This is a genomic window from Eikenella corrodens, from assembly GCF_900187105.1.
In the GTDB taxonomy this organism is placed as follows: domain Bacteria; phylum Pseudomonadota; class Gammaproteobacteria; order Burkholderiales; family Neisseriaceae; genus Eikenella; species Eikenella corrodens.
The window spans coordinates 616,454-636,539 of the sequence record NZ_LT906482.1 but is presented as its reverse complement, the minus strand read 5'-3'; the positions used below and the strand labels follow the sequence as shown (position 1 = coordinate 636,539).

Below are 20,086 nucleotides of genomic sequence, written 5' to 3'. Positions count from 1 at the left end.
GTTAATGCGTATCCAGCTCGGCAAAACCTTTCACCAGATTATCAATCTGCTTGAGCTGGTTCAAGAAAGGCTCGAGCTGGCTTAAGCGCAGGGCGCAGGGGCCATCGCATTTAGCCTGCTCGGGATCGGGGTGGGCTTCCAAAAACAGCCCGGCCAGCCCCACCGCCATGCCGGCGCGCGCCAAGGTAACAATCTGCTCGCGCCGCCCGCCGGCTGAATCGCTACGTGCGCCGGGTTGCTGCAGGCTGTGGGTTACGTCGAAAAACACCGGCACGTTCATCTGCTTCATGGTGTCGAAGCCGAGCATGTCCACCACCAAGTTGTTGTAACCAAAGGCAGAGCCGCGCTCGCACAAGATGATTTTATCGTTGCCCGCTTCCAGGCATTTATTGATGATGTGGCGCATTTCGTGCGGGGCGAGGAATTGCGCCTTTTTCACGTTGATAATCGCGCCGGTGCGCGCCATGGCATGCACCAAGTCGGTTTGGCGGCTCAAAAAGGCCGGCAGCTGCAAAATATCGGCCACCTCCGCCGCCGGCGCGGCTTGGTAGGGCTCGTGGATATCGGTAATCACCGGCACGTTGTAGGCTGCTTTAATATCCGCGAGCCATTGCAAACCCTTTTCCAAACCCGGCCCGCGGAAAGAATGCAGGCTGGAGCGGTTGGCCTTGTCGAAGCTGGCTTTGAACACATAGGGAATATCCAGCTTACGGCAGATTTCTATATAGGTTTCGGCAATTTCCATGGCCAAATCGCGGCTTTCCAGCACGTTCATGCCGCCGAACAAAACGAAGGGGCGGTGGTTGGCAATAGTGAAGCCGTGAAGCGGGATTTGCGAAAGGGCAGTTTGCATGGCGTGTGTCCGTTGTGTGGGTGGATTAAAAGATGACCCGATTATAACGGAAAAGGACGGAATGAAACGGAAGGCTACCTGAAAACGAGGTTGCCGAAGGCAGACGAGTTTCTGCGAAGTTAAAACGAGTTTGCTGAAAGCAGACGAGTTTCTGCGAAGCAACGGGACAAGATAGTTATATATTTTCAGGTAGCCTATTTGGGAAAGGCAGGCAAACCAATGAATTGCCCTCTGCGTAGACTGAGCGCACTAGGCTTGGTGCCGAGATTTGAGTACAATACTCCACTTAAAGAAATGTGTTTGCTGCAAGCAAACAAACCGCCAGCCGCCGCCGGAATCACAAGCAAACAGAGGCTGGCGTTTGCTTCAGCCCGGCCGACAGCGCGCCCCTGTAGGGTGCAGAAAGTGGAACATGACCAAAGCAAAAACAACGCCGATTTTACCGCCCGCCATGCTGGGCATTTTGGGCGGAGGCCAGTTGGGCCGGATGTTTACCGTGGCCGCCAAACAAATGGGCTACAGCGTAACTGTGCTCGACCCTGATCCCAACTCCCCCGCCGCCGCCCTGGCCGACAAACACATCTGCGCCCCGTATGACGACCTCGGCGCGCTGGCCGACCTTTCTACTTGCGCCGCCGTTACCACCGAATTTGAAAACGTCAATGCCCAAGCCATGCGTGCCCTGGCTTTGGAAACCCGCGTGTGCCCCAGCGGCGACAGCGTGGAAATTGCCCAAAACCGCATTCAGGAAAAAGCCTGGATAGCCAAGGCCGGCCTCGAAACCGCACCTTATCTGCCCGTTACCCAAGAAGCCGACCTCACCGACGAAGCAGTCGAGCCGCTGCTGCCCGGCATCGTCAAAACCGCCATGCTCGGCTACGACGGCAAAGGCCAAGTGCGCGTGTCCAGCCCGGAAGAAGCCCGCGCCGCCTTCAAACAGCTCGGCGGCGTGCCCTGCGTGCTGGAAAAAATGCTCAACCTGCATTCCGAAATTTCCGTGATTGTGTGTCGGCTCAACAGCCAGCAGGTGAAATGCTTCCCGCCCGCCGAAAACCGTCACGAAGACGGCATCCTGGCCTACTCCATCGTGCCCGCCCGCCTGCCCGACGAAGTGCAGAAGCAGGCGCAGGAAATGGCCTGCCGGCTGGCCGAAGCCATGAATTATGTCGGCGTTCTGGCGGTGGAAATCTTTGTAATCGGCAACGACCATAAATTGATTGTGAACGAAATCGCCCCGCGCCCGCACAATTCCGGCCACTACACTTTGGATGCCTGCGCCAGCAACCAATTCGAGCAGCAAGTGCGCCTCATGTGTGGCCTGCCGCCCGCCGATACCCGCTTGCTCTCCTGCTGCAGCATGGCCAACCTTTTGGGTGATATTTGGCTGCCCTCAGGCAAAGTAAACTGGCTGCCGCTCCTGCAACGCCCAGACGTGTGCCTGCACCTCTACGGCAAAAAAGATGCCCGCCCGAAGCGCAAGATGGGCCACTTCACCGTGCTCTCCTCCCAGTCTGCCGACATCGCGTTTATGCTTGCGCACAAATTGCAGCGGCAACTGCAACGTAAAGAAAAATAACAAACGCAAACCTAACGGGGCTGCCGGAAACGGCAGTCTTATTTTTAGGGGCTGACGTAGATTAGCCCTAAATTCCACACCACTCCCGCAGGATTTTAAGCTGCTGGGACGGTGTGCCGAAGTTAAATCGAAATTCGCATTCTTTCAAGAACAGCGGGAAAGATTTGCGATCGATTCCGTTGTACTTGCGTAAGACGCGTTTTGCCTGATTCCAAAAGTTCTCAATGCCGTTGATGTGGTTCTGGCGGTCTGCAAATTCCTTGGAATGGTTGATGCGGTAATGGATAAAACCGCTCACGTCCAACTTGTCGTAACTGCTCAGACTATCGGTATAAACAATACTGTCCGGCATGATTTTCTGTTTGATAACAGGCATCAAAGTATCGGACTTGGCATTATCCACCACAACAGTATAGACCCGTCCGTTGCGTTTCAGAATGCCAAAGACAACCACTTTTCCTGCAGCACCGCGACCACGTCTGCCTTTACGCCGTCCGTCGAAATAGCTTTCGTCTAACTCGACGGGGCCCTCGAAAACCTCATCGGTAGCCAAGGCCAAATGATGGCTGATGGCCATACGGATTTTGCGGTAGAACAAAATGGCGGAGTTGGGCTGAATGTCTAAAATATCGGCAGCGGAACGGGCGGTAACTTGGAGTACAAAAAATTCAAGTAGTTTCTTTTGAACTCTCTTGCTTAATTTACAATTGGTTATCTGCATTTTTGTAGACTAGCATGACTGCTAATCTACGTCAGCCCCTATTTTTATGGGGAATGGGGACGGGCTTCATTAGCGGGCAGAGGCTACCTGAAACTTTCAGGTAGCCTCTATTTTTCCCAAATGAAGGCGAGGCTTTGCTGACAGCAGCTCGCAGCCAGGTTTTATAGCGATACTTGCCTGCTGCAACGTAAAAGGCTACCTGAAATCTTCAGGTAACCTTTATCTTGCCCTATCTGTTTATAACACGTTTTGTGGCCTGCCTTCGGCGAAGGCGGTGATATTGGCTTCGAGAATTTCGGTCATATTGAGCAGAGCCTCCTGGCTGGTCCAGGCAATGTGTGGGGTAACTATGAGGTTGGGCAGCGGGGCGAGCAGTGGGTTGCCTTGGCGCGGGGGTTCTTGGCTGAGTACGTCGAAACCGGCGCCGCCGAGCCGGCCTTGTTGCAGGGCGTCGAATACGGCTTGTTCGTCGGCGAGGCCGCCGCGGCCGGTATTGATAAGGATGGCGGTCGGTTTCATCAGGCGCAGCTCGGCTTCGCCGATCATGTGGCGGGTGTGCTCGTTGAGCGGGCAGTGCAGGGAAACGGCATCGGCCTGCTGCAAGGCTACCTGAAATGGGGTGTAGCCTTCGCGCACGGCGGCTGCGTGTTTGTGTTCGCCCCAGATGACTTTCATGCCGAAGGCTTGGGCGTAGCCGGCGAGGGTGCGGCCGATGTTGCCGCGGCCGAAGATGGCGAGGGTTTTACCACCGAGGTCGTGCATGGGGGTGTTGAAGTGGACGAATTGGGGGGATTGCTGCCAGGCGCCGGCAGCGATGTCGCGCATACAGGCGGGCAAGTGGCGGATGAGGGAGAGCAGCATCATGAAGGCATGTTGGCCCACGCTTTCGCTGCTGTAGTTGCGCACGTTGCACACGGTAATACCGGCGGCTTTGGCGGCGGCCAGATCGATGTGGTCGTAGCCGGTGGCGGCCACGGCGATGAGTTTGAGCTGGGGGTTGGCGGCGAAGTGTTCGGCGCGGATGGCGACTTTGTTGGTGATGGCGATTTGTGCGCCGGCGAGGTGGGCGTTGGTTTGCTCGGGCGCGGTGGCGGGAAATTCGTGCAGGGTGTGGGGGAAGTTGAAAGAGAGCGGGCGGGCGGGCAGGGTGTCGCGGTCGAGGAAGACGATGTGCATGAATGGCTCCTTGGAACAGGGATGGAAGACGATATGGCCTGCAGTGAGTATAGCGCGAAACCGGAGGCGGGCGGGAAGGCTACCTGAAAAGCTGTCGCGGTTGCTTTCAGGTAGCCTTTACTGCAGCTATACTGTTGCCTTTCCCCGGTTTTGATTTGAAAACATAATGAGTTGGTCGAATATTTTTCTGAGCACGCACTTTTTGCTCACGCTGGGCATTGCCTTACGGGTGATTTACGCCCGCCGCTCGGGCAGTGCGGCGCTGGCTTGGCTCACGCTGTTGTTTGCCTTTCCGTTTGTGGGCGTAGCGGCTTATCTGCTGATTGGCGAGCCGAAGCTGGGGCGGTTGCGGGCGGCGCGCCGGGCGGAACTGCATGCTTTCCACGATGAATTTGCCGACCGTTTCCTGCCGCCCGAGGCCGCGCCGGTGGAGGATATTCGGTTCAGGCAGTTGGCGCGTTTTGTGCAGGGCAGATCGGGCTACGCGCCCACCGGCGATAACGGCGTGCGCCTGATGGCTGATTCGGATGAGATTTTGCAGGCCTTCGTGGACGACATTGATGCGGCGCAGCATTGCTGCCTGCTGGAGTTTTATATTGTGGATGGCAGCGGGCGGGTGGAAGCGGTGCTGGATGCGCTGATGCGCGCGGCAGATCGCGGCGTGCGCTGCCAGCTTTTGGCCGATTCGCTGGGCAGCCAGGGCTTTTGGTTGTCGGACTGGCCGGATTGGCTGCGCGAAGCCGGGGTGGAGGTTACTCCTGCGTTGCCATTTGGGCTGATCAGCTCGCTGTGGGTGCGCGCCGATGTGCGCAACCACCGCAAAATCCTGGTGGTGGACTACCGCATTGCCTACACCGGCAGCTATAACCTGGTTGACCCCAAGCTCTTCAAGCAGGGTGCTGGCGTGGGCGAATGGGTGGATGCGGTGCTGCGGTGTGAAGGCGTGGCGGCGCAGGAATTGGCGGCGGTGTTCTACGGCGATTGGGCGGTGGAAAACTCACACAACCTCAATGCCACCTTGGAATACCTGAGCGGCTACCTCACCGGCACACACGAACGCTTTGCCGGCAGCGGCAGCGAAACCCTGCAAGTGCTGCCCTCGCACCCGGGCGGCGATACTTCGCTGGTGTACGATGTGTTGGTGAACGCGCTGAACGTGGCGCAGGAATCTGTGATCATCAGCACGCCTTATTTCGTGCCGGATGAAGCCTTGCTCAACACGCTCACTATGACCGCCCAGCGCGGCGTGAAAGTAACCTTAATCCTGCCGCGGCGCAACGATTCTCGTCTGGTGCGCTACGCCAGCAGCGCCTACTATCAGCCGCTTTTGGATGCGGGCGTGAGGCTGAAAATGTATGGCGGCGGCCTGCTGCACACCAAGGCGGTGGTGGTGGACAACCGCTTTGCCCTGTTCGGTACGGTAAACATGGATATGCGCAGTTTCTACCTCAATCTCGAAGTGAGCCTCGCCCTTTATTCGCCCGACACCGTGGCCGCCGTGGCCGCGCTGCTGCAAGGCTACCTGAAAGACTGCGAAGAAGTGGAGCTGAATAAATGGCAGCAGCGCCCGCGTATCCGCCGCTTTGTCGAACGCTGCGTGCGGCTGGCCAGCCCGTTGTTGTAGAAGCAGCCGGCCAAGCCATGGTGTGAAATAATTATAAATTGGCATCTTTACCAAAGCCGAAGGCTACCTGAAAACTATTTCATATCATTGGGCTTGGGGCGGAAAAACATTTATGTTAAGATAAACACATTCTTTTATAGAGACCTTTGCAAAATACCTCTCTTCACCTTTTCGCTGACAGCCAGAACCCAAACACAGGTTTTCGGCTATTTCCCTCCCCCAATACCTCCTGTTTTACCCAAATACCTCCTTAATCCTCCCCGGATACCCGATAATCAGGCATCCGGGCCGCCTTTTAGGCGGCAACAGGCACACTTAGCCTGTTAGCCGCTTTCAACAGGTTTAAACACATCGCCTTCAGATGGCTTTGCGCACTCACTTTAATCAGTCCGAAATAGGCTGCCCGCGCGTAGCGGAATTTACGGTGCAACGTACCGAAGCTTTGTTCGACCACATAACGGGTCTTCGACAAATATCGGTTGCGTTTGGTTTGCGCTTCCGTCAGCGGGCGGTTGCGGTGGGCTTTGCGCATAATGCCATCCTGCAGTCGACGCTCTTCCAGATGTTGCCGGTTTTCCGCACTGTCGTAGCCTTTATCGGCATAGACGGTTGTGTCTTTGGCTATTCCTTCCAGCAAAGGCAACAGGTGGTTGCACTCATGGGTATTGGCGGGGGTAATGTGCAGTTTCTCGATATAGCCTTCCTCATCGGTACGGGTATGTTGTTTGTAACCGAGTTTGTAGAGGCCGTTTTTCTTTGTCCAACGGGCATCTTTATCTTTACTCGGTGTGGTTTGGCCGCTGACTTGTCCTTCTTCATCGACTTCTATGGCCTGACGCTGTTTGCTGCCGGCGGTCTGAATAATGGTGGCGTCAATGACGGCGGCGGATGCTTTCTCTACTTTTAGGTTTTTTTCGGTCAGTTGGCGGTTAATCAGTTCCAGCAATTCGGACAGGGTGTCGTCTTGCGCCAGCCAGTTGCGGTAGCGGCATAAGGTGCTGTAATCGGGGATGCTCAACTCGTCAAAACGGCAAAATAGGTTGAAATCGATGCGGGTGATGAGGCTGTGTTCGAGTTCGGGATCGGAGAGGCTGTGCCATTGTCCGAGCAGGACGGCTTTGAACATGGATAACAGGGAATAGGCGGGACGGCCGCGGTGGTCTCGAAGGTAACGGGTTCTTTGACGATTCAGGTACTGTTCGATCGGTTGCCAATCAATCACTTGATCCAACTTCAATAGTGGGAAGCGGTCGATGTGTTTGGCAATCATGGCTTGTGCGGTTTGCTGGAAGAAGGTGCTCATGAGAAATCCCCTAAATGTCTTGGGTGGAAATTTAGGGGATTTTGGGGGATTTTGCAAAGGTCTCTTATAGTGAATGAATGAAAACCGAGACAAAGCGGTGCGCCGCAGGTAGTGCTAAGCAGTGCTAGCAAGGCGGATCAACGCAGTGTCGTTTTTTGTTCATTTACTATAGTAGACACTTCCCTTCAACTTTATATAAGGATCCAACCATGAAGAAAACATCCGTATTCGCCGCTTTGATTGCCGCTTTCGCTTTGACCGCTTGCGGTGACAACCCCGCTCCGGCTGCTGCATCTGATGCCTCTGCCGCTTCCGCAGCTTCTGCTCCGGCTGCTTCCGCACCCGCTGCCAGCGATGCTGCTTCTGCTCCGGCTGCCGCTGCATCTGATGCCTCTTCCGCCGCAGCTGCCGGCGACCACTGGTGTCAGCCTTGGGAAAACAAAATCGAAGAATACCTGGCTAGCGTGAAAGACGAGCAACGTCGCAAAGAATTTGCCGATATCTACGCCCCCCTGCGCCAGAACATGCGCAACATCCAGGAAAACATGATGAAGACCACTCCCGAACAGCGTAAACAGGAGTGCGATGCTTTGATCAGCCAGCTGGAAAAAGACATTGCTGAAGATATCGAAGACGCTAAAAGTGAATAAGCACGATTGCAGCTGTATTGAAAATACCGCCGGAAAGCCCGGCGGTATTTTTGTTGGCTGGCTGGATTGATGGAGACAAGTTTCAGGTAGCCTTTGTTGTTCTGGAAAGGCTACCTGAAAACATGTGGGCTAATGCTGCTTGAGCGGCAGTTTGATATGCGGTTTGGCAGGTTTGGCCGGCGCTTCCGGGACGGGCACAGGGGCGGCTTTGAGGCCGAGTTCGATTTGCTGCTCATCGCTGAGCAGGTTGCTCCAGTCGCCGTGTTTATACCATTCGGGGCCGTCGGTTTCGATGGGGTGTTGGATGCGTTCGCAGCCGTTGCCGCACTGCAGGTCTTCGGTGCGGCAGTATTTGTCGCAGCCCCAGCAGATGCGTTCGGGGTGTTTGGGGAAAATGGGAAATTTTTTGGCCATGATGTGTGTCGTTTATTGATATGGTTTAAAGCATGGTGGCGTGGCTGGAAGCGGGATGCCTGTAGCTGTCGTATTGCCTGGTCAGCTACAGGAATGAACATCCCGTTTTCATTGGCGCTGCACTTTGCGCACCTGCGAAATGGCATATAGGGCGCTGATGATTTGCTCCAGCTGCTCGAGGTTGGATATTTGCAGGCGGAAGCTGAATTCGATGAAGCCTTCGCTGTTTTCCTGAGCGGAGCTGAGGGTATCGACCGATTCGATGTCGGCGCCCTGCCCGGATACGGCTTGTGCCATGGCGGCGAGCAGGCCGTGGGCGCGTTTGGCGGATACGGTGATGCTGGTGTGGTAGGTTTTCTTTTGCTCGATACCTTCCCAGTTGGCATCCAGCTGTTGCTCAGGCGGGGCTTTAAGGGTGTTGGGGCAGGTGTCGCGGTGAATGATGAGGCCGTGGTCTTTCACCAGCAGGGCTTTGATGTTGTCGCCGGGGATGGGGTGGCAGCAGGAAGCGAGTTGGACGCGGCCGCTGTCGCTGCTGCCCACGCTGATGGGGGCAATTTTTACGCCGTTGCTCTCGGGCTGGCGGCCGGCGATTTCGGCAATGTGCATGGCCACGGATACGGGGGCGAGCCTGCCCATGCCCACGTCGTAGAGGATGTCTTCGAAGCTGGTGTTTTTGCGGCTGAGATCGTCGAGATAGCTTTGTTTGAGGTCTTCGGAGAGCAGGAGTTCTTGGGGCAGCAGGGCGGTGAGGGCGCGTTGCAGCAGCTGCTCGCCCAGGCGCACGGCATCGCCGCGGTCGATGTTTTTGAGTTTGTTGCGGATGGCGCTGCGGGCGCGGCCGGAAATCACGAAATTAAGCCAGGCCGGATTGGGGCGGGCGGTGTTGGAAGTGATGATTTCCACGCTGTCGCCGGTGCGCAGGCGGGTGCGCAGGGAAACCATGTTGTTGTTGACGCGGGCGGCGATGCAGCGGTGGCCGATGTCGGTGTGCACGGCATAGGCGAAATCCACGGGCGTGGCGCCTTCGGGCAACACGAGGATTTTGCCTTTCGGCGTGAATACATACACTTCGCGAGGGAACAAATCCACTTTCACATGCTCAAGGAATTCGATGGCGTTGTCGCCTTGGGCTTGGAAATCGAGGATGTTTTGCAGCCATTGGTGGGTGCGTTGGGCGGCCGGGTCGGTGGCGGGGTTTTTGTAGAGAAGATGGCTGGCCACGCCTTCTTCGGCCACTTTATCCATTTCGCGGGTGCGGATTTGCACTTCGATGGGCAGGCCGAAGGGGCCGACCAGGGTGGTGTGCAGGCTTTGGTAGCCGTTGGCCTTGGGGATGGCGATGTAGTCTTTGATGTGGCCGGGCTTGGGCTTATAGAGGCTGTGCAGCGCGCCGAGGGCGGCGTAGCAGGCAGGGATGTTGTTAACGATGACGCGGAAGCCGTAAATATCCATTACTTCGGAAAAATGCAGTTTTTTGTCCTGCATTTTCTTGTAGATGCTGTAGAGGTTTTTTTCGCGGCCGCGGATTTTGGCTTCGATGTTGGCGCTCACCAGCCGTTGGCTGAAGGCGCTTAATACTTTGCCCACCACGTCGCGGCGGTTGCGGCGGCTGGCTTGGCGGGCGCGCTCGAGCACGGCGTAGCGGTTGGGCAGCAGGTATTTGAAGGAGAGGTCTTGCAGCTCGCGGTAGGCATGGTTGAGGCCGATGCGGTTGGCGAGCTGGGCGTAGATTTCCAGCGTTTCGCGGGCGATGCGGCGGCGGCTGTCGGGCTTTTTGGCATCCAGCGTGCGCATATTGTGCAGGCGGTCGGAGAGCTTGACGATGATGACGCGGATGTCTTTGGTCATCGCCATGATGAGCTTGCGGAAGCTTTCGGCCTGATGCTCGGCCTGGCTGTCGTATTCGAGTTTTTCCAGCTTGGAGAGGCCGTCCACCATATCGGCAATGGCCTGGCCGAATTCGGCGGCTAGCTCTTCTTTGCTCGTGCCGGTGTCTTCAAGCACGTCGTGCAGCACGCCGGCGCACAGGCCTTGGGCATCGATATGCCATTCGGCCAGCTGCTGGGCCACGGCCATGGGGTGGGTGATGTAGGGCACGCCGCTGTTGCGGAATTGGTTTTGGTGGGCGCGGATGCCGAAATCGCAGGCGCGGTTGAGCAGGCTTTGGTCTTCGGTTTTCAGGTAGCCTGCGGCGCGCAGCAGGGATTGGCGGCTGCGTTCGATGATGAGGTGGTATACCTCGTTGATTTGCCGGCGGCACTGGGTGAGCTGGGCTTCTTGGCCGGCTTCGGTATCTGTGTGGATATGGGCGGCGATTTCGGTGCACACTTCGCCGAACGTGGGCTGCAAAAAGGCAGGGTCGGCCTGTGTGCCGAGGTCTTCCATGGCAATTTGCACCAGCACCGCGCACAGGGCGTGTACGCGCTGTTTTTCCTCGGCCAGCGCGGCGGTGAGGCGGAAGGCGCGTTCGAGCTGATCGGGTTGCCCCTGCTTGGCGGCGGTGTCGTGAATGTAAACGCAGGCAGCTTCGAGCAAGGCCCAGCGTTCCATTTTTTTCAGGTAGCCTGTTTGGGCAAACAGGTGTTCACGCCAGGCGGCAACGGGGGCGGCATAGTCGGCGCAGGGGGCAATCATGGTTACTTACTGCGGGAGAGGATTTCTTCGCCGATTTGGCCGGCGGCGATTTCGCGCAGGGCGGTTACGGTGGGTTTGTTGTTGCGGATGTCGTCCACCAGAGGCATGGAGCCGTTGGCCAGCTGGCGGGCGCGGTAGGCGGCGGCCAGGGTGAGATTGAAGTGGTTGGGGATGCGGGTGATGCAGTCTTCTACGGTAATACGTGCCATGATGTGTTCCTTATATGTGGTGAATTAATGGGGTAAATGTTTTCAGGTAGCCTGCGGGCAGCTGGAGGCTACCTGAAAAATAAAATTAAGTGTTGTCGCCGCTGCCGAGCAGTTCGTTGAGGAAGGGCGTTTGGTTTTCCAAACGGCAACGCTGGGATTTGATGATGTGCAACAAGGCGGCTTCGGTGGCGGTAAGGTCGTCGTTTACCACCAAATAGTCGAATAGGCGCGCCTGCTCGATTTCGTTGCGCGCTTCGGCCAGCCGCACGGCAATCACTTGCGGGGCATCGGCGGCGCGCTGGCGCAGGCGCTGCTCCAAAGTGGTCAAAGATGGCGGGGCGATGAAGATGCTGTAGGCCTGCGGCAGCAGGCGGCGGATTTGTTCCGCACCTTGGGTGTCGATTTCGAGGATAACGTCGACGCCTTGGCGGGTGAGGCTTTCCAGGCTTTGGGTGCTGGTGCCGTAGTAGTTGCCGTACACTTTGGCGTATTCCACGAACTGGCCTTCTTCTATCATGCGCTCGAATTCGGGCACGCTGACGAAGTGGTAGTGTTTGCCGTTTTCCTCGCCGCGGCGCGGGGCGCGGGTGGTGTGGGAAACGGACACGCGGATGTCGGAATGGTGCTGCAGCAGCCGGGCGATCAGCGTGGTTTTGCCTGTGCCTGAGGCGGCGGAAATAACAAAAATATTGCCTTGCATGGTGCGGAAATTTTTTAGTTGAAATTCGGGCGTATTATCGCATAGCATTCAGGGCTTTGAAAGGGCGGCGGATCAGGCTTTGCACTTTGTTGGTGTGCGGTTTTCAGGTAGCCTGCCCGAGTAAAGGCTACCTGAAAACCGAAAATCCCCGCGCTTTTGCTTTTGCGGGAAACGGGGTAAAATTACGCTTTCCAAATCGGGCATTGCATCATGACCAAATTTATTTTCGTAACCGGCGGCGTGGTATCTTCCTTAGGGAAAGGTATCGCCGCCGCTTCTATTGCCGCCATCCTCGAATCGCGCGGGCTGAATGTAACCATGCTTAAGCTGGATCCGTATATCAACGTGGATCCCGGCACGATGAGCCCTTTCCAGCATGGCGAGGTATTTGTGACCGAAGACGGCGCGGAAACCGACCTCGACCTCGGCCACTACGAACGTTTCATCGACGCCAAGCTCACCCGTGCCAACAGCTTCAGCGCCGGGCAGGTGTATGAAAACGTGATTGCCAAAGAGCGCCGCGGCGACTATTTGGGCGGCACGGTGCAGGTGATTCCGCACATCACCGACGAAATCAAACGCCGCATCCACGAAGGCGCAGCCAATAAAGACGTGGCTATTGTGGAAATCGGCGGTACGGTGGGCGACATCGAATCGCTGCCGTTTTTGGAAGCCATCCGCCAGATGCGCAGCCAGCTCGGCCGCGCCAACACCCTGTTCGTCCACTTAAGCTACGTCCCCTACATCGCCGCCGCCGGCGAAATCAAAACTAAGCCCACTCAGCATTCGGTGAAAGAATTGCGCGAAATCGGCATCCAGCCCGACGTGCTTATTTGCCGTATGGACAGGCTGCTGCCTGAAGAAGAGCGGCGCAAAATCGCCTTGTTCTGCAACGTGGAAGAGCGCGCCGTAATCGGCTGCTATGATGCCGACAGCATCTATAAAATCCCCGAAATGCTGCACGGCCAGGGCATCGACGATGCCATTTGCGAGCAGCTCCAGCTCAATATCCAGCAGGCCGACCTCACCGAATGGCGCAAAATCGTGCATGCCATCGAGCATCCGAAGCACACCGTACACATCGCCATGGTGGGCAAATATGTGGATCTGACCGAATCCTACAAATCTCTCAGTGAAGCCCTGAAGCACGCCGGCATCCACACCGAAACCAAGGTGTGCATCACCTATATCGACAGCGAAAACATCGAAACCGAAGGCACGGACTGCCTGAAAAACTTCGATGCCATCCTCGTGCCCGGCGGTTTCGGCGTGCGCGGCGTGGAAGGCAAAATCGCCGCCGCCCGCTATGCCCGCGAAAACAAAGTGCCCTATTTGGGCATCTGCCTCGGTATGCAGATTGCGCTCATCGAGTTTGCCCGCCACATGGCCGGCATGGAAGGCGCCAACTCCACCGAATTCGATTTGAAAACGCCCTATCCCGTGGTGGCGCTGATTGATGAATGGCAAACCGCCGACGGCGCGGTGGAAAAACGCGACGAACACGCCGATTTGGGCGGCACCATGCGCTTGGGCGCGCAGGAAGTGGCGCTTGCCGACGGCAGCCTGGCCGCCGCCATCTACGGCAGCACCAATATCAAAGAACGCCACCGCCACCGCTATGAAGTAAACAACCATTTCGTTCCGGCGCTGGAAAAGGCCGGGCTGGTGATCAGCGGCGTATCCGGCGGGCGCGAACGCTTGGTGGAAACCATCGAGCTGCCGCAGGGCACGCATCCTTGGTTCTTCGCCAGCCAGTTCCACCCCGAATTCACTTCCACTCCGCGCAAAGGGCATCCGCTGTTCACCTCGTTTGTGAAAGCTGCCTTGCAGCATAAAGAGTAAGTAAGATTGCAATGCCAGAGGCTACCTGAAAAACCGATTGCAAACGCAGCCGAGCTTTTCAGGTAGACTTTTGTTTGGTTGGCAGGCCGGGCGATTATGCCGATGATTGGCTATGCACAGATGATTGTTCGGCTGGCCACTATTTGCAGCAATCAGGAAAAAATACATGACCGAGCCAGAGTTGTTACGGCGTTTTGACCAAGCATTAACCGATATTGCCCAACTCGCTCGCCGAAGCGATTGGCGAACAACATTGGAAGCAGGCTTTTTTCGATCGGGCTCTGCAAACCTTGGCAAACGAATCGCTGCCGGAGCGTGAGCGCTTGCAGCTGGTGTGCGAGCAAACCCAGGTGTTCGGTGGCATGGGCTCTTGGAATGATTCCCCGCCGTTCTCCGCAGCTGAGCATGGTCTGCTCACTGAATTTGAAACGGCTACCGAGGCGCTGTATGAAATACGTTCGTTGGCCATGGTGCATTTGAGGCGTAAGGGCTGGCAGCGGGGGTAGGGCGGATGCTTGGTGGTGTACGCTCTAATGTAGAACCCATTACGGGGATATGGATTGGAATTAAAAGGCTACCTGAAAAATTTCAGGTAGCCTTTTGCTTGGCGGATGATGTTTACTTCAGTGGATCCAACAGGCCGCTCAAGTTTAGCAGGAACAGCAGGGTAAACCCGGTGAGGTAGATGAGGCCGATGATGGCGAGGAAGTTCATGCCGGCGGTGAGTTTATGGCGTTCGTCGCCTTTCACGAGGCGGTAGTTGAGCCAGGCAAACACGGGGGCGGAGAGGAAGGCGGTGATCATGGCGAATTTGAGCAGTTCGGCCATAGCGCTGTTGAACCAGAAAATCACTGCCAATCCGGAGCCGGCCACCCAAGTATTCCAGGCAAAAAGCTCGATATTGCCGGTTTTGTCTTTGCCGCGCAGCAGTCGGATGGGTTCGGCGATGGCGCGTGCATAGCCGTCTACCACGGTAATCGTGGTGCCGTACATGCAGGCGAAGGCGATGAAGGCCACCAGCGGTTTCGACCAGCTGCCAATGGTAACAGCATACATATTGATTAGCTGGCTCACGTATTTGCCGCCTGCCATCTGCACTTCTTCGCCGTTGCCATATTGCACATATGCACCCAAGGCGAGGAACACCACGGCCAGCACTGCACTGGTGATGTAGCCGACGTTGAAATCGAAAATGCCGTCGCGGTAGCTGGAAGGATTGAGCCGTTGTTTTTCGGTTACCCATAGCGAATTGATGGCCGAAATTTCAATCGGCGCCGGCATCCAGCCCATCAGCGCGATGAGGAAGCCTAAGGCGGTGAATGTCCACGGAGTAGGCTCGATAAAGTCGGGCTTCATCTGCATGCCGCGCGACATGGCGATGGCGGCTGCGGCCACGGTGGCGATGGTAAGGCTCACGATGATGATTTTGGAAACATTATCCAAAGCCTTGTAGCGCCCGCTGGCCAGGATAATCAGGCAGGAGGCCATAATCAGCGCGGAGATTGCGCCTACATCCAACGTTAGCGAAGGAATCGCCATTTTGACGATGGCGGCGGTTACGATGGCCACTGCGCCGGCGTTAATCGTGGCCGATGCCACGCACAAAATCAGGAACACCCACAAATAAAAGCGGCTTTTCTCGGCATAGCCTTCAATCAGGCTTTTGCCCATGTCCAGCGTGTAGTGTGCGCTGAAGCGGAAAAACGGGTATTTAAACAGGTTGGTGAGGATAATGATCAGTGCCAACTGCCAGCCGTAGAGCGCGCCGGCCTGGGTGGAGGCAATCAGGTGTGAGCCGCCCACCGCTGCCGAGGCCATCATGATTCCGGGGCCCAGCGCGTTGATGCGGCTTTTCCAAGTTGAAGCGTGTGCGTGGTGTTCAGACATAAAATTCCCGCCTGGTGAGGCGTCCTTCACGAAAAAAAAGGCGCATTTTAACGTAAATCAAAACGCGCCCTAATAAATATTTGGCTATTTTATATTTTATTTAATCAAAATTATTCTATTTCAAGCAGAAATTGGTGCATTGCAAGCATAATGTGCTATGAAACTTTTTTCAGGTAGCCTGGTATCGCTTTTTACTTGCCGTTAGCCGTGCCAATAGTAGCGGACGATGTGGAAGAAAATCGGTGCGGCAAAGCAGATGGAGTCCACGCGGTCGAGCATGCCGCCATGGCCACGGATCATGTTGCCCCAGTCTTTCACGCCGTAGTCGCGCTTGATGGCAGACATCACCAGCCCGCCGAAGAAACCCATCAGGCAAATAGTGAAACCGATGGCGGCAGCCTGGCCGTGGCTAAACGGGGTAATCGGCGACATCAATGCGGCAAGCGCGGTGGCAGACAAAATGCCGCCCACCGTGCCGGATACGGTTTTAGACGGGGAAAGCGAGGGCATAATTTTGGCACCACCCACCAATTTGCCCCAAACGTATTGCAACACGTCCGAAGCTTGTACCACACCGATTAGGAAAATCAGCAGCAGGATATTGCCGCTGCTGTCGAAGCCGTCCAAATTCAGGAACATCAGGGCTGGCACATGGGAGAGGCAGAAGATGCAGATCATCGCCATCCACTGCGTTTTGGCGGCGCGTTCGAGGAAATGGGCGGTTTGGCCGCTCAGGCTGGCAATAATCGGCAACACCAGAAAGCCGTACACGGGGATGAAAATGCTGAACATGCCGTACCAGCCGTCATAAACAAAATAATATTGCACCGGCAGCAGCAGGTAGAAGCAGGTGACCATGCTGTAATAATCGCTGCGGCGGCGGTAAACGAGGGTCATGAATTCGCGCAAGGCGGCAAACGAAATCAGGAAAAACAACACCACCGTACCGGCTTTGCCGAACCAGAAGGCGGCCAGCAGCACCAGCGTCATCAACCACCAAGCGTAGATGCGGGCGTTGAGGTTGGCGATGGTAGCATTGCCTGCGCCGTTTTTGCGTTTCAGCCATTGCCCGATGATGCTGGCGAAAATCAATACGGCAAACACGCCGGTAAAGATATAGCCTGCCTGCGGGGTCAGATGGGCGGCGGTTTGTTCGGTAATGATTTGGCTGGATGTGTTGGCAAAGCTCATGATGCTTCTCCTGTGTTTTGGTGCGGCTCAGCGTGTTTGTTTGGGCGAACCTCGCTCCGTTCGCTTTCAGACGGTTTTAAGGCCAGCAGGGCTTCGCGGCTACGGGCGAGGAAGGCTTCTTTGTCTTCATCTTCGCGCAGGGTCAGCGGTTCGCCAATATGGACTTCACACAACAGCGGCACGGGCAGCACTTTACCTTTGGGCAGGACGCGGTTGATGTTGTCTATCCATATCGGCACAAATTCGGTATCCGGTTTGCTTTTGGCTAGATGGTAAATGCCTGATTTGAATGGAAGCAGGATTTCGTTTTCGTCCGTATTGCGTGTGCCTTCGGGGAAAATAATCAGCGAATCGCCCGCTTGGAGCGCATGGTTCATCTGCTCGGTAATCAACTGCGGATTGTCGCTGTGGCGCGGAATCAAGAGCGCGTTGAAGACGTTTTGGATGATGAAGCGTTTGAGTTTGTTGGTCAGCCAGTAATCCGAGCCGGCCACGGGGCGCGCGGAAAGCCGCCAGTGTCGCGGCAGGGAAATCCACACCAGCAAGAAATCGCCGTGGCTGCCGTGATTGGCGTAATACACTTTTTGCTGCGGATCGAACGCCAGCTCGTGCGGACTTTTGGGCTGAACCCCGGTGAGGAAGGATACCGACAGATACAATGCTTGGTCGGTTAGCCAGGCAAGTTGTTTTTTAAGAAAGTTTTTCATGGCATCAGAGGAGTTGGATCAGGAATATTGTTGATTGTGCAGCGGTTAGATACAAGCTTTTGCGCCATAAGGCGAGTGCGCCCGATACACGTTGCGGCATATTGTGGCTGTCTGCAATGCGGCGCAAGCCGGTTTGCCGTAAAGTTTGGTCGAAGGCTTCGGGCGTGTAGCGGCCGTCGGCGAAATCTTGGAACACGCGGCGGTCGAACTCGATGCGGATGTAGCAGTATAACAGCGCTGCGGCCAAAATCAGCTGCACTGCCGCCCACGCGCCGCCCTGTTGTGCCGACAAAGCCAGCAGCAAGGCATTGAATGCGGCGGTATGGCGGGCGGTGGCGAGCAGGCGAGCGGTAACTAGGCTGTCGGTTGCTGGTATCGTGTTCATGGGTTTTCCTTTTGATCTGCGCCGAAGTTTTTCAGGTAGCCTGCTGCTGCTTCTACTGCCTTGGCCGTTTCCTGCGGCAGCACCATCTGCGGGCGGGCCTGTTTCAGCTCCGCCGTTGCCTGCGCCAAATCCCGGCAGCCGCCGTAAACCAGCAGCCAAGTAAGCACCACCGACGCGCTGCGTCCGTAGCCCAGCGCGCAACAGGTCAGAACCTTGCCGTGTTGCCGGCGCAATGCTTCCAGCAACAAAGCCGCCTGCACCAAATCGTTTTCAGACGGCGCAACCATATCCAATAGCGGCAAAGTGCGGTATGCGCCGTGATAACGAGGACGGGGATATTCGGCGCATACGTCCAATACGGCGGGGAGGCCGTCTGAAATTACTAGGGGTTGCGGAGATTTAGCTTGTGAAGCGGATTTTTGTGGCAAAAAATGGTAGATGCAAGGCAAAAAGCGCAGCAAGGTTGAACATCTTGAGAGCATTTTTAACGCAGCAGATGCCGTTTTTTTCCCAAAAACTCCGCCGCAATGCTGAATCTCCGCAACCCCTGAGATACTGCCAATCCACACATCATCGCGCACCTGCGCCGTCTTCGCCTTGCCACGCAGCCAATAAGCCATGTTCAGCCGCACGCCTGCCAGATAAGGCAGCAGCAAAATCGTTGCCGCCGCCGACAGCCTGCCGTCTGCCTGTTTTTGGAACACCGCGTTGCCGGTCAAATAGGCGAAAGCAACCACCAATAACGATACGCTGACCCACAACATCCACAACCACGCGCCACCGAACAAAGCAGGCAGAGCCGACAATACCGCGCCCGCCAGATACAGCATGGCGATTTTGATTTCGCGGGAACGTGTTTCGGGGGAGATTTTGGCTTTACCGGAACTCAGCTTTGCTTCGCAAGATACCGTTTTCAGGTAGCCTGTTTGTTCAGCTGGCTGTACTACAAACAAATCTCGCCTCTTGAACGGCGATACGCCGTATTGCGGTATTGCCCACAACACCAGCCAGCCCAACAGCGCACCGGTCGGCACGTCGATAAAATGGTGTTGGTAAGTCGTCAGTACCGACAAAGCAATCAGGCTTTGCCACAGCAAAATCGGCAAACGGATTTTAGGAAATCGCGTCCAATAAAACGCACCGACAATGATAGACAGCGCGATATGCAGCGATGGCGCTTGGTTGTACGGCAAGTCAAACGCTACCAACGAATCAAAAAGCCAACCCCACAGTCCGTCGGTAGGCGGCTTCTGCCAGCTGAAATGCAGCGGGAACAGCATGAAGCAAGTGGTAGCAATGATTTGCGCCGCCACCAGCCGTGCGACGTAGCGGTTTTGTTCGCCCGCATCTCGACAAAGGAAAAACGCCGCCGCATACATCAGGTTCAGCGACCAATAAGGCACAATCGTCCACGCCCAAAACGGAATGCCGCGCTCCCACGCAAAAGCGACTTCCGGCACATAGGCCAGCGATGCCGCGTAATGGTTGGACAGGCCGTAGCTGGTGTAGAACAGCGCACCGACCAAGGCAAGCTTGAGTAGAGAGGTTTTCAGGGTGGGTTTCATGGAGTGGATTGTAAACGTTCGGTGCAAATCAGATGAAATCCGCTTTCAATACAAGGCATGCCAATGTGGTGGCAGAAATTAAGTTAATTTTCCATATCAGAAGCATAATATTATTTTACTGTTATATTGGTTGCATATTCTTGCCGGAGGAATACAATAGCGCCCGCTGCCGGGCAGATTATTCATTTGCTTTAGGAGCAGCGCAGGCAGCTTGAGGCTACCTGAAAAATTTCTTGATGCTCAATTAGGAGTCATAACCATTATGAAACTATTATCTGTTGTTACTGCGGCTGCACTGGCTGCCGTTTCCCTGAGTGCTGCGGCTGCGCCCGGCGGCATGGTTTCCTACACCTGCGACAACGGCAAACAGTTGAACGTGTTGTATGAGTTCAACCGCCAAGGCAAGCCGGTAAGCGCTGCGGTGAATGCCGCCGGTACGCAGGTAAACCTGGCTTATAACAGAAGACAGTCCGACAGCACCGGTACCACCTTCAGCAACCGTCGCGGCTACTCTCTGTCTGCCGGCTACATCGACAGAAACACCCACACCACCTCCGATGTGGTGGGTTTGACCGCTCCTGGCGGCCGTTTCGTGGTGAAAAACTGCTCACCTGTGAACGCCAGCAACTAAGATTTTTCGATAAAA

At 55.9% G+C, this 20,086-nt stretch carries 19 protein-coding genes; 6 read left to right on the top strand and 13 right to left on the bottom strand.

Annotation, left to right across the window (positions count from 1 at the left end):
* Position 1: 1 nt before the first annotated feature.
* Positions 2-853, bottom strand: coding sequence for a 3-deoxy-8-phosphooctulonate synthase (gene kdsA, locus CKV94_RS03205; protein WP_003824838.1), 852 nt, complete (start codon positions 851-853; stop codon positions 2-4).
* A 412-nt stretch (positions 854-1,265) separates the two neighbouring features.
* On the opposite strand from kdsA, the gene CKV94_RS03200 reads away from it, so the two are divergent.
* Positions 1,266-2,429: a 5-(carboxyamino)imidazole ribonucleotide synthase gene (locus CKV94_RS03200; protein WP_003824840.1), complete on the top strand. Its 1,164-nt coding sequence runs from the start codon at positions 1,266-1,268 to the stop codon at positions 2,427-2,429.
* 67 nt (positions 2,430-2,496) lie between these two features.
* On the opposite strand, the gene CKV94_RS03195 is transcribed toward CKV94_RS03200, so the two are convergent.
* Both CKV94_RS03195 and CKV94_RS03190 read right to left on the bottom strand, forming a co-directional pair.
* Positions 2,497-3,150 carry an IS1595 family transposase gene (locus tag CKV94_RS03195; RefSeq protein ID WP_095114591.1) on the bottom strand — a complete coding sequence of 218 codons (654 nt, stop codon included), beginning with the start codon at positions 3,148-3,150 and terminating at the stop codon, positions 2,497-2,499.
* Positions 3,151-3,387: 237 nt separating this feature from the next.
* Positions 3,388-4,326, bottom strand: coding sequence for a D-2-hydroxyacid dehydrogenase (locus CKV94_RS03190; RefSeq protein WP_003824841.1), 939 nt, complete (start codon positions 4,324-4,326; stop codon positions 3,388-3,390).
* A gap of 166 nt (positions 4,327-4,492) precedes the next feature.
* On the opposite strand from CKV94_RS03190, the gene cls reads away from it, so the two are divergent.
* Positions 4,493-5,950 carry a cardiolipin synthase gene (gene cls, locus CKV94_RS03185; RefSeq protein WP_003824843.1) on the top strand — a complete coding sequence of 486 codons (1,458 nt, stop codon included), beginning with the start codon at positions 4,493-4,495 and terminating at the stop codon, positions 5,948-5,950.
* A 295-nt stretch (positions 5,951-6,245) separates the two neighbouring features.
* Here cls and CKV94_RS03175 read toward each other — a convergent pair whose 3' ends face one another.
* Complete coding sequence (locus CKV94_RS03175) at positions 6,246-7,253, bottom strand: IS5 family transposase (RefSeq protein WP_003825078.1); 1,008 nt, start codon at positions 7,251-7,253, stop codon at positions 6,246-6,248.
* Positions 7,254-7,462: 209 nt separating this feature from the next.
* Here CKV94_RS03175 and CKV94_RS11335 point away from each other — a divergent pair, with 209 nt between their 5' ends.
* Positions 7,463-7,903, top strand: a complete 441-nt coding sequence (locus CKV94_RS11335; protein WP_003824844.1) for a hypothetical protein — start codon at positions 7,463-7,465, stop codon at positions 7,901-7,903.
* Between the two features lie 129 nt (positions 7,904-8,032).
* Here CKV94_RS11335 and CKV94_RS03165 read toward each other — a convergent pair whose 3' ends face one another.
* The 4 genes from CKV94_RS03165 to gmk form a co-directional block, all read right to left on the bottom strand.
* Positions 8,033-8,317 carry a DUF3079 domain-containing protein gene (locus CKV94_RS03165; protein WP_003824848.1) on the bottom strand — a complete coding sequence of 95 codons (285 nt, stop codon included), beginning with the start codon at positions 8,315-8,317 and terminating at the stop codon, positions 8,033-8,035.
* Between the two features lie 108 nt (positions 8,318-8,425).
* Complete coding sequence (locus tag CKV94_RS03160) at positions 8,426-10,954, bottom strand: RelA/SpoT family protein (RefSeq protein ID WP_003824850.1); 2,529 nt, start codon at positions 10,952-10,954, stop codon at positions 8,426-8,428.
* Between the two features lie 2 nt (positions 10,955-10,956).
* Positions 10,957-11,163, bottom strand: coding sequence for a DNA-directed RNA polymerase subunit omega (gene rpoZ / locus CKV94_RS03155; RefSeq protein ID WP_003824851.1), 207 nt, complete (start codon positions 11,161-11,163; stop codon positions 10,957-10,959).
* Between the two features lie 85 nt (positions 11,164-11,248).
* On the bottom strand, positions 11,249-11,863 hold the full coding sequence (gene gmk / locus CKV94_RS03150) for a guanylate kinase (RefSeq protein WP_155114529.1): 615 nt from the start codon (positions 11,861-11,863) through the stop codon (positions 11,249-11,251).
* Between the two features lie 210 nt (positions 11,864-12,073).
* On the opposite strand from gmk, the gene CKV94_RS03145 reads away from it, so the two are divergent.
* Both CKV94_RS03145 and CKV94_RS03140 read left to right on the top strand, forming a co-directional pair.
* Positions 12,074-13,705 carry a CTP synthase gene (locus tag CKV94_RS03145; protein WP_003824854.1) on the top strand — a complete coding sequence of 544 codons (1,632 nt, stop codon included), beginning with the start codon at positions 12,074-12,076 and terminating at the stop codon, positions 13,703-13,705.
* Positions 13,706-13,920: 215 nt separating this feature from the next.
* A complete protein-coding gene (locus CKV94_RS03140) occupies positions 13,921-14,211 on the top strand; it encodes a hypothetical protein (protein WP_003824857.1) in 291 nt (96 codons plus the stop codon).
* Between the two features lie 112 nt (positions 14,212-14,323).
* Here CKV94_RS03140 and CKV94_RS03135 read toward each other — a convergent pair whose 3' ends face one another.
* From CKV94_RS03135 to CKV94_RS03115, 5 genes are all read right to left on the bottom strand, one after another.
* Positions 14,324-15,592, bottom strand: coding sequence for an NRAMP family divalent metal transporter (locus CKV94_RS03135; protein ID WP_003824858.1), 1,269 nt, complete (start codon positions 15,590-15,592; stop codon positions 14,324-14,326).
* A 201-nt stretch (positions 15,593-15,793) separates the two neighbouring features.
* Entirely contained in the window at positions 15,794-16,783 is a 990-nt protein-coding gene (locus CKV94_RS03130) for a phosphatidate cytidylyltransferase (protein WP_003824860.1), read from the bottom strand.
* Positions 16,780-17,490 carry a lysophospholipid acyltransferase family protein gene (locus tag CKV94_RS03125; protein ID WP_003824861.1) on the bottom strand — a complete coding sequence of 237 codons (711 nt, stop codon included), beginning with the start codon at positions 17,488-17,490 and terminating at the stop codon, positions 16,780-16,782. The genes CKV94_RS03130 and CKV94_RS03125 overlap by 4 nt, the downstream gene beginning before the upstream one ends.
* Before the next feature lie 4 nt (positions 17,491-17,494).
* Entirely contained in the window at positions 17,495-17,875 is a 381-nt protein-coding gene (locus CKV94_RS03120; protein WP_003824862.1) for a hypothetical protein, read from the bottom strand.
* Entirely contained in the window at positions 17,872-19,440 is a 1,569-nt protein-coding gene (locus tag CKV94_RS03115) for a phosphatase PAP2/dual specificity phosphatase family protein (RefSeq protein WP_003824863.1), read from the bottom strand. Before CKV94_RS03115 ends, CKV94_RS03120 begins: the two co-directional genes overlap by 4 nt.
* Positions 19,441-19,702: 262 nt before the next feature.
* Here CKV94_RS03115 and CKV94_RS03110 point away from each other — a divergent pair, with 262 nt between their 5' ends.
* The gene (locus CKV94_RS03110) at positions 19,703-20,071 is read left to right on the top strand and encodes an ACP-like domain-containing protein (RefSeq protein ID WP_003824865.1); all 369 of its coding nucleotides are present in this window, start codon (positions 19,703-19,705) and stop codon (positions 20,069-20,071) included.
* Positions 20,072-20,086 lie beyond the last annotated feature (15 nt).